Origin of the sequence: Methylobacterium aquaticum, from assembly GCF_001043915.1 — a bacterium.
Lineage (GTDB): Bacteria > Pseudomonadota > Alphaproteobacteria > Rhizobiales > Beijerinckiaceae > Methylobacterium > Methylobacterium aquaticum.
Map to the genome: position 1 here is coordinate 1 of NZ_LABX01000335.1, position 8,749 is coordinate 8,749.

Annotated in this window: 8 protein-coding genes; all 8 read right to left on the reverse strand. The window is 74.7% G+C overall.

Annotated features, from left to right (window positions below; all coding sequences use genetic code 11):
* Window positions 1–104: 104 nt before the first annotated feature.
* A complete protein-coding gene (locus VP06_RS31320; RefSeq protein ID WP_082167731.1) occupies window positions 105–1,109 on the reverse strand; it encodes a trypsin-like serine peptidase in 1,005 nt (334 codons plus the stop codon).
* Window positions 1,110–1,192: 83 nt separating this feature from the next.
* Window positions 1,193–2,383 carry a hypothetical protein gene (locus tag VP06_RS31325; protein WP_048467734.1) on the reverse strand — a complete coding sequence of 397 codons (1,191 nt, stop codon included), beginning with the start codon at window positions 2,381–2,383 and terminating at the stop codon, window positions 1,193–1,195.
* 7 nt (window positions 2,384–2,390) lie between these two features.
* A complete protein-coding gene (locus VP06_RS31330; RefSeq protein WP_048467735.1) occupies window positions 2,391–2,915 on the reverse strand; it encodes a hypothetical protein in 525 nt (174 codons plus the stop codon).
* Entirely contained in the window at window positions 2,912–4,318 is a 1,407-nt protein-coding gene (locus tag VP06_RS31335; protein ID WP_048467736.1) for a hypothetical protein, read from the reverse strand. Before VP06_RS31335 ends, VP06_RS31330 begins: the two co-directional genes overlap by 4 nt.
* 61 nt (window positions 4,319–4,379) lie before the next feature.
* On the reverse strand, window positions 4,380–4,877 hold the full coding sequence (locus VP06_RS31340; protein ID WP_053082114.1) for a hypothetical protein: 498 nt from the start codon (window positions 4,875–4,877) through the stop codon (window positions 4,380–4,382).
* Window positions 4,878–4,922: 45 nt separating this feature from the next.
* Complete coding sequence (locus tag VP06_RS31345) at window positions 4,923–6,266, reverse strand: hypothetical protein (RefSeq protein WP_048467737.1); 1,344 nt, start codon at window positions 6,264–6,266, stop codon at window positions 4,923–4,925.
* Window positions 6,263–8,362 (reverse strand): caspase family protein, encoded by a 2,100-nt coding sequence (locus VP06_RS31350; protein WP_048467738.1) that lies wholly within the window; start codon window positions 8,360–8,362, stop codon window positions 6,263–6,265. The genes VP06_RS31345 and VP06_RS31350 overlap by 4 nt, the downstream gene beginning before the upstream one ends.
* 193 nt (window positions 8,363–8,555) lie before the next feature.
* A partial coding sequence (locus tag VP06_RS31355) for a hypothetical protein (RefSeq protein WP_048467739.1) occupies window positions 8,556–8,749 on the reverse strand: 194 nt, incomplete at its 5' end.

Here is an 8,749-nt window from a genome sequence, read left to right on the forward strand (position 1 = left end):
CGCTCTCCTCCTTCCGGGCCTTGCTTGTTGCCCGTCACACCCCGTGCCTGGACGCGCCAGAGCGGCTTTCGCCGCGCCGGCGTGCAGATCGTCTCGAGAAAAGATCAGCGCCCGCGCAGGATCGCGTTCATCCGCCCCGGATCGAGGGGGCCGTCGGGGACGGGCGGGGCGGCAGCGGGCTTGGTCGCCGGTGCGGCTGGAGGCGGGGCCGGATCCGCGGCCGCCGTGGCGGCGGCCGGCCGGCCCTGCCGCGCCGCGATCTCGGACAGGATGCGGCTGCGGCCGAGGATCGCCGAGAGGCGGGTCGCAGCGTTGAAGCTCGACGGGTCCTTCGGGTCGAGGCCGCCCTCCTTGTGCAGCGCGACGCCTGCGACCGAGGCGTCGAACATCAGCGAGCCCGAGGAGCCGCCGAGCGTGTCGCAGCGGTGGCGCAGGTCCGGCCCCTCGCCCTGCTCCTTGAGGGCGAAGCAGCGGAAGCGGCTCATCACCTTCGGCCGTCCGAGGGGATGGTGGATGACGAGCATCGAGCGGTTGCCGGGCACCGCCTCGCCCGAGAGCCGGGCCGCCCCGTAGGTCGCGGTCGGGTTGCCGGCGGCACGGGCGAGGGCGTAGTCGAGGCGCGCGTCGAACTCGACCGGTTTCGGGTCGATCTCGAACCGCCGCGAGCCCTGCCCGTCGAGGGTCAGGTAATCCATCAGGATCGAGGCCTTGACCGGGGCCAGGTCTCCCGATTGCGGCAGGCAGTGGTGATTGGTCAGCACGTAGTCGCCCGGCAGCAGCGCGCCGGTGCAGGAGGCGCCGACCGTCTGGCCGGTGCGGGCGTTCTTGAGCACGATGTCGACCCGGCCGACCGGGCGGGCGAGGGCAGCCAGTCCGTCGCGCGGATCGAGCTCGGCGATCGGCTCGAATGCGCCCTTGTTGCGGTCGACATAGGCCGCCGCGTCGCCGGTGGTCTGCCGCAGCGGCAGCTGCGCGCGGCCGTAATCGGCAGGATCGAAGCCGACGCTCTGCGCCCAAGCAGGCTCAGCCGCACCGAGCGTGAGGATCAGACTGAAAAATACCCAAGTTTCCCCCTTGGTCGAGCGGTGTGTCCGGTGGCTTGTGGCCATCGCTGTCCTCCTCTCGGCGGCGGCTTTATGCCGTCTGTCAGTCCGCAAGTCAAAACAAGTCGATCCCGGGCCGGGAACAGTCCTTACGGGACGAGGCCGTGGACGAGCCGATCGGCGGTGGCCGACGGGTTTGCGGCGCCGGGATACGCATCGGCCGAGCCCGTCATCACCTGGACCGTGTAGACGAGGTTTCGCCGGGCGCCCTCACGCAGGAAATACGCCTGCGCGCCGTCGGGCAGCCGGGTCGGCGGCAGCGCCGCGGCGGCGAGCTCCGGGCCCACCGCCACCCGCGCGCCGGGTACCGCGGCGCGGAAGGCGAGGCCGCACAAGTCCGGCGCGAGGCGGCTCGCCCGCAGCCGGCCGGGCGCTTCCGCCGGGACCGGGCGCCGCACCGGCGGGTCGGCCCCGAAGGCGACGCGCCGGCAGGACGAGCCCGCCGGTGCGGCCAGTTCCTCCACGACGGCCGCAACCGCCACGGGCTCCGGACTCGCCATGGGCTCCGGCGCAGGGGCGACGGCCGGGCCGGGCTCGACCGGGACGAGCGCCCCGACGGCGACGACCGGCCGGTCCGCCTCCGGGCGTGCGCGGAGCATCGCGAATCCGGCAGCGAGGACCGTGGCGGCGAGAAGCGCGACGAGCGCGGCGGCGAGAGCGGAACGCCGGCCGGCCGCCGGGGCAGGGGAAGGCTCCGGCCGCGCCAAAGCCGCGAGGGCGGCCGGCACGCTGGCGGCCGGCAGGATCACCGGCGGGTGGGCCCGCCCGAGGGCGCGAAACGCCCGCGCGGCCTCCGCCGCCTCGGGCCCGTCGGGCAGGAGGAGTACGAGGTCGGCCTTCGCCGCCGCGAGCAGGTCGGCGGAGCGCGCGAGCTTGTCGAGGAGCGCGTAATCGCCGGGCAGCACCGCGAGGTCGAGGTCGACGGCCCCGGTCGCCCACAGGACGAGGTCGGCCGCCTCCGGATCGGCGGTGAGGCTGTGCCCCCTCGCCACGAGGCCGTGGGCGAGGCAGACCGGCACCTCCCACGAGCGCCCGGCATCGAACGAGCCGGAGAGCCGCAACTCGTAGGGGCCGGCATCCGCGAGGCGCGACAGCGGGCCGCCGGAAGCGGCGAGCCGCGCGTAGTCGCCCGACCAGGGCAGGGGCCGGTAATCGCCGGCCGCGAAGGCGGCGGAGGCCGGCAGGCCGGGGCGGCGCTTCAGGCTCAGCAGCACCACCGGACCGCCGGTCGTCGGCACGACGACCAGCACGGAGAGCGGATCGATCGAGGCCGGCTTCATGCCGCCGTCACAGCAGGAACACCGCGCAGGCCCGGTCCCGCAGCATCTCGCCGAGCCGGGCCGCCTCCGGCACGCCCGGGTCGAGGGCGACGAGGATGGCGCCGTCGATCGCCGGCGGCAGCGCGAGCCGCACCGTCTCGTCGCCGAGCATCGCTTCGATGGCGCGCGGCGGCCGCGCCGCGCTGCTGCGCAGCACCAGGAGCGGCGGTGCGTCGTCGTCCGCGGGCAGGATCTCGAGGATGAAGGGGCCGACGCGGCGCGACGCGACCGCACCATCCGAGGCCGCTGCCGCGAGCGGCGCGTGGGCGATCGCCTGGCCTGCGAGCAGCGCCCGGTAGCGCCGCGCGGTCGCGGGGTCGCCGCGGATCGCCCGCACCACCGCGAGGTCGACCGGCCCGCTCGGCTCGCGGCTGGCGTGGGCCCACAGTTCCGCGGTGCCCGGGCGCCGAGACGTGTCGCGGGCCAGGTCGCTCGCCCGCATCAGGGCGCGGGCGGCGTGGATCTCGGCGAGCAGGCGCGCCTCGTCGGTCACGCGGTCGCCTCCGCGGCGTAAGCCTCGGCGAAGGCTTCCGCGAAGACGTCCCGATCGGTCGCGAAGGCAAGCTCGAGCGGCCGCTGCCGGGCCAGGCCGGCAATCGCGCGGGCGAGCCGGCCGGCCTCCTCGGCGAGCCGCAGCAGGGCCGCGTCCGCGGCGGCAAATCCCGCCGCGAGCCGGTCGGGGTCGTCGAAGCCGGCGCGCCGGATCCGGCGGATGTCGGCGCGTGCCGCCGCGAGGGCGTCGCGGGCCTTGGGGGACAAGCCCTCGGCCTCCGCCGGGACCCGCAGCGCCGCCGCGATCCGCAGCATCCGGTCGAGATGCGCGGTCAGCCCCGAGACCCGCTCGGCCAGCGCCGGATAGGTCTCGGCTTCGGCGCAGGCCGTGCGCTCGGCGATGTCCGCCCCGCCGCCGCCGCGGCGCAGGCGGTTGGCGAGGCCGGACTGCACCCGCCCGAAGCTCGCGGCTCGCAGCGTCGTCAGCGGCCGGGTGCGGTGGAACGGCTCGAGGCGCAGGAACTCGGCGAGGTCGTCGCGCTCCGCCCCGGTCAGGATCTTCGGCCCGTCGGGCAGGGTGGCGAGCAGGGCCGCCAGGGTCTCGGCTGGCTCGGCCGCCGCGAGGTCGGCCAGCGAGGCGTCGAGCCGCTCCTCCCAGCCCTCGACCGCATCGAGCGAGGCGGGAGAGGCCAGCTCCGCGAGGCCACCGAGCAGGGCGGAGGCCGCCTCGAAGGTCACGAAATGCTCGGCGACCGTGCGGAAGCCCGGCCGATCGCCCTCGCTCATCTGCCCGCGCCAGAACCCCAGGATGTCGTCGTCCGTGAAGGCGCGGCGCCCGTCGAGGAAGCCGAGGATCGCCCGGAAGCGCCGCTCCAGCGGGGCGAGCGGCAGGTGGGCGTGGCGATAGGCGGCGAGGTGGCGCGCCAGACGGCGGCTGAAGGAGGCGGCGCTCTCGGCGTCCGGTGCGGCGGCGAGATCGTCGAGCCAGCCGGTGACGGCGGCGAATTGCGACAGGTCCTCCGCCGTCAGCACGAACTCGGCCAGCGCGAGGAGCCGGGCGAGGCCGGACCAGGTCGTGCGCCAGCCCGTCCCCCCGTCCGGGAGGATCGGGCCGCGGGCATCGACGGCAGTGCCCGTACCGGCGAACCGGGCCTCGAGCCGGTCGGCCCGGGCGAGTCCCGGATCGAGCGCGAGGGTGACGAGGTCGCGCCCGTCCCGGGCACCGGTGAGCCTCGCCAGGGCGGCCAGGGCGTGGGCGAGGTCCCAGAGCGGCTTGTCGCGGTTCGGCCGCACCGCGCCGACGACGACACGGGCAAGCCAGGCCCGGTCCTCGCGGGAGAGGTCGCGGCCCTCGGCCACGGCGGCGAGGTCGGCCGCGCAAGCTTCGTCGTATCCGCCGGTCATGTGCCCGTCCCTCGCCCACCGATATCGCCGGCCTGCCGGTCCGTCATCCGCGGGGCCACCGTCAGCGGCCAACGATGCGCGGCGCGATCCGGCGCGCCAGGATCTCGACCTGGCGCACCGCCACCTCGCGGCTGCCCGCCAGCGCCCGGATCGTCAGGAGGTCGCCGTCGCGCAGGATGACGGCGGTCGCGCCCGCGCTCGACCCGATGCCGTAGGTGGTGATCCACCCCACCGCCGGATCCACCGACAGGCCGGACAGCCGGCAATCCGGGCTGCGCGACCGGCAGATGTCCTCGAGCTGCGCCAGCGAGGTCCGGCCCGCGCGCACCCGCTCCTCGGTCCCGTCGGCCTGGCGGCCGAGCAGCAGGTCGACCATCGGCGCGCCGTCGCAGGTCGTGCACATCAGGGTGAGCCGCTCCGGCGCGGCCCGCGCCGCGTAGCCCCGGCCGAGGGCCGCCCCGGCCTCGTCCGCCACGACGGTGAGGTCGCGCAGCGCGAAGCCCCCGGCACAGGCCGGCGCGGCCGAGAGGCACAGGAGGGCGGCGAGAAGGCTTCGCATCAGGCATTCTCCTTGCACGCGAAGGCGGTGTGCCCGTCCGCCCCGTCATCGCACCACGATCCTGGCCGTCGCCTCGGTCACGCCCGGCACCGCCCGGATCCGCTCGACGAGGTCGAGCACCTCGGGCGGCTGGAGCAGGCGGGCCTCGCCGTCGGCGCCCGGCGCGGCGGAAAGCCAGCGCTCGGCGAGTTCCGGCGGCAAGCCCCCGGCGACGCCGAAGCAGGAGAACAGGTTTTCGAACGGGTCGCCGGCGACGATCTCGTCGAGGCCATAGCCGCGGGGGTAGCGCCGGACGTCGCCGGCGGCGAGGGGCTTCAGCGAGGCGGCATTGCCGCGCACCGGCAGCGCCACGAAGGCGGTCTCGTCGGGCGCCACCACCCAGCAATACAGGCTCTGGCGCGCCCGCGCGTCGATGCGCAGGTCGAGCCGCTGGCCGCGCGCGAACGGGGTGGCGGTGGCGGCGACGGCGAGCCTTCCGCCATCGGTGCGCGCCGTTGCCGCCAGGTGGTCGAGGAAGGGGCGCGGGGTCGGGTCGCACCCTAACCCCTCGACGGCGATGCGCCGCCGCCCGGTCGGCGCCAGCACCGCACCGTCGCGCTGGAACTCGACCTCCATCCAGGAGCGGCGCTCACGGTCGGTGAGGAAGCGCCCGCGCGCCGTGACCGGACCGGTGCAGGCGGTGCCGGGCGGGCGGCGGCGCACCTCGAGGCGGGCGCCCTTGAGGAGGCGGCTGGCCGAGCGCGCCTCGGCGTCGAGGGCGATGAGCAGGCGGTCGGTGAGCGCGCCGGCGCAGGACGAGTGGCCGCCCTCGGCCTCGAACGGGCAGACCTCGACCGCGGCGACGGTCGGCGCCGCCTGCCCGAACGCCCGCACCGCCCGCTCCATCTCGGCATCGACGTCGGCGACCCCGGCGCCGACGCGGATCGGCACCGTCAGGGGCTCGCTCGTCGCCTTGCAGGAGGCGCTGCGGGTGATCGCCTGGAGCCGGAACGCCGCGGTCTCTCCGGCGCGGCGCGGCTCGACCAGAAACACGCTGGCGTCGCCCGCGAAGGCGGCGCGGATCTGCGCCTCGGCCTCCGGGCCGGACAGGCCGGTCGTCCCCTCGCGCAGGGCCTTGACCCGCACCACGTCGGCGGCCGCGGCGAGGCGCACCCGGCCGGTCCCCTGCAGCCGGCTCTCGACCGCGAGGCGCACCTCCTCGGCCTGCTCGCGCGACCACGCGGTCTGGCCGGGCTCGGGCCCGATCACGGCGAGCGACAGATCGGACCGCCCGGCGCAGGAAGCGACCGCGTCGAGGAAGGGCGCGAGAGCGTCGGTGCCGGGATCGGCGCGGGCCGGCAGGGCCGCGGCGAGGATCGCGGCGAGCGACGCGGCAAGACGGTGCCTCATTCCGCCTCGTTCGCCTTGGCGTACTGATCGAGCGCGCGCACGAAGACCGGGTTGAAGCGTCCGTCGAGCGCGCCCGGATAATAATCGGCCTGCTTGATCGCACGCTGCACGGTGCGGATCGTCTCAGGCTTCAGCTTCTGCGCCGCAGTATCGGTGGCCGAGACCGAGGCGGCGCCGAGCTCGCCGTGCTTGAGGGCCCGCAGCACCATGTCGGCGGCGCTGACGCCCGGGAAGTAGCGGGCAAAGCCGTTGTCGATCAGGGTCGCCATCGTCGCCATCGCCACCGGATCGCCCTTGTCGGCGGCCTTGCGGAACAGGTCGAAGCCCTGGCGCAGATCCCTCGGGAACCCGTGAGCGCCGGTGGCGTAATGGGGCACGAGCTTGCTGATCGAGGGGACGTCACCCCCGTCCGCGGCACGCTTGTAGAGCGCCACCGCCTCGGCCTCGTTCTTCGGGACGCCGTTGCCGTATTCAAGCATGCGGGCGGCGTTGGCGAGCGCCACCACGTTGCCGGCCTCGCCGGCCTGCCGGTAGAGGCGCAACGCCTCGGTTTGCGAGCGCTTCACGCCCTGGCCGTTCTCGTAGAGCGTGGCGAGGTTGTTCATCGCCGCGGTGCTGCCGGCCTTGGCCGCCCGGTCGTAGGCCGCGAACGCCTCCTTCGCCCGGTCGGCCCGGTCGTAGGCGCGGCCAAGCTGGTAGGCGAGGCGGCGCAGGGACGGGTAGGCGGCAGACGCCCCGCGGCAGGCTTCGATCGCCGACGCGGCCTCGATCCGCCCGTACTTCACGCCCGGAACCGCTTTCGGGCGGTCGGGATCGTCGGTGCCGGCGGCGAGCGCGTCGCAGGTCGTCACCCGCGGGTCGCCGCTCGGGTCGCCGCCGCCGAGATAGCCTTGAGCCAGGCCGCGATAGGCGCAGGTCTCGGTGCAGGAATCGAGATAGGCCTGGTATTGCCGCGTCGCGCCGAATTTCGCCCAGTTCTCCTGGTCGATCGCCGCCGCGTCGCGCCGCCGCCCGGCGAGCAGCCGGTCCATCGCCTGGGGCCGGTAGGCGCAGACCGCGCCGCAGGTGCCGATATAGGCTTCGACAGCCTCGCGCGTGCCGGCGGCTTCCGCCCGGCGCCACGCCGCCTCGTCGCGCAATGCCGCGACGCCCTTCGCCACCGCGTCCACTGGCAGCGAGGCCTGGAGGACGATCGGCGCGTCGTCGACCTCCGGCACCTGCTCGCGGCCGGAGGCGCGGCGTGCCGCCTCCTCGACCTCGCGCGTCAGGTAGCCCTTCAGCTCCGCCCAGGTGATCCGGCCGTCGCCGCCCGGCCGGTCGCCCGCATCGGCGAGGCCCGAGACGCCCATCAGGAAACGGCTGGTGAGGAGGCCGAGGCGGTTGGCCTCGTCCCAGTTCGCCGGCGTCGCGCCCGAGGTCGCCACCAGCCGCACGATCCCGCTCTCCGCCTTCGGCCGGGCCGGGGCGAAGCCGGGGGCCGAGACCGCGAGCAGGCTCTCCCCCTTCCGCCCGGTCTCGCCGGTGAAGCAGGCATCGACCATCACGACGAGCTGGCGCCCGGACCCGATCTTGCGCTTCACGAGGTCGAGGTTGCGGTAGAGTGTCTCGAGGGCGTAGCCGCTCTCGCCCTGGTTCGGATTGCCGTCCTCCGGCAGGAGGAAGGGCTGGCGGGTGGCGAGGTCCGGCACGCCATGGCCCGAATAATAGACGAAGACGTTCGAGCGCCCCTCGCGCACGCTGCGCCACAGCCGGCCGGATTGCGGGTTGCGCTCGGTGCCGAACACCTGGTTGAACTCGTTCAGCGTCGCGTCCTTGAGAACGAAGACGTTGGCGTCGCGGTAGCCGAGGCGCTGGACGAGGTAGGCGCGCATCGCCTCGGCATCGTTATGCGCGTAGTCGACCGGCACCGTCTGCTTGTAGCTGCGGTTGCCGATCACGACGGCGATCGAATCGCCGTTATCGGCAAAGGCGGACGCTTCGGGAACCGGCGCGTCGGGAGCGGCAAGGACTGCGACCGGGGCGAGGATCGCCGCCGCCTGCACCAGGATCGCGAGAGCGGCGCGAGCGAGGCGCCGCAACACCGGAGCCGTCGTCATGGGCGATCTCCTTTTCCGAGAGCGGTGATCTCCCGGCCGCCGAGCCCTGGCGACCGGCGTTCCGGCCAGGTTGGCCGGACGGTGGAAACGAAAGCCGGCCGTTGCATGGCGTCTAGCCGGCGACGAGAGCGAGGGCGAGGCTGAGAAGGGCGAGGTGGAGCGGCGAGAGGGTGGCGAACATCGCGGAACCTGCTCAGCGCAGGTAGAGGCCGCGCCCGCACCGGCGCACCCGACGCGGCTCGATGTATCCGGTGATCCGGTTGAACACCTCGACCGTGCGATAGAGGCAGTAGCGCCCGGAATCGCGACCGTTGTAGTAGACCCCGCCGTTGTCGAGATCGACGCCGATGAATTCCTGGTTGCCGCGGCTCCCGGGAGCCGCGGCAA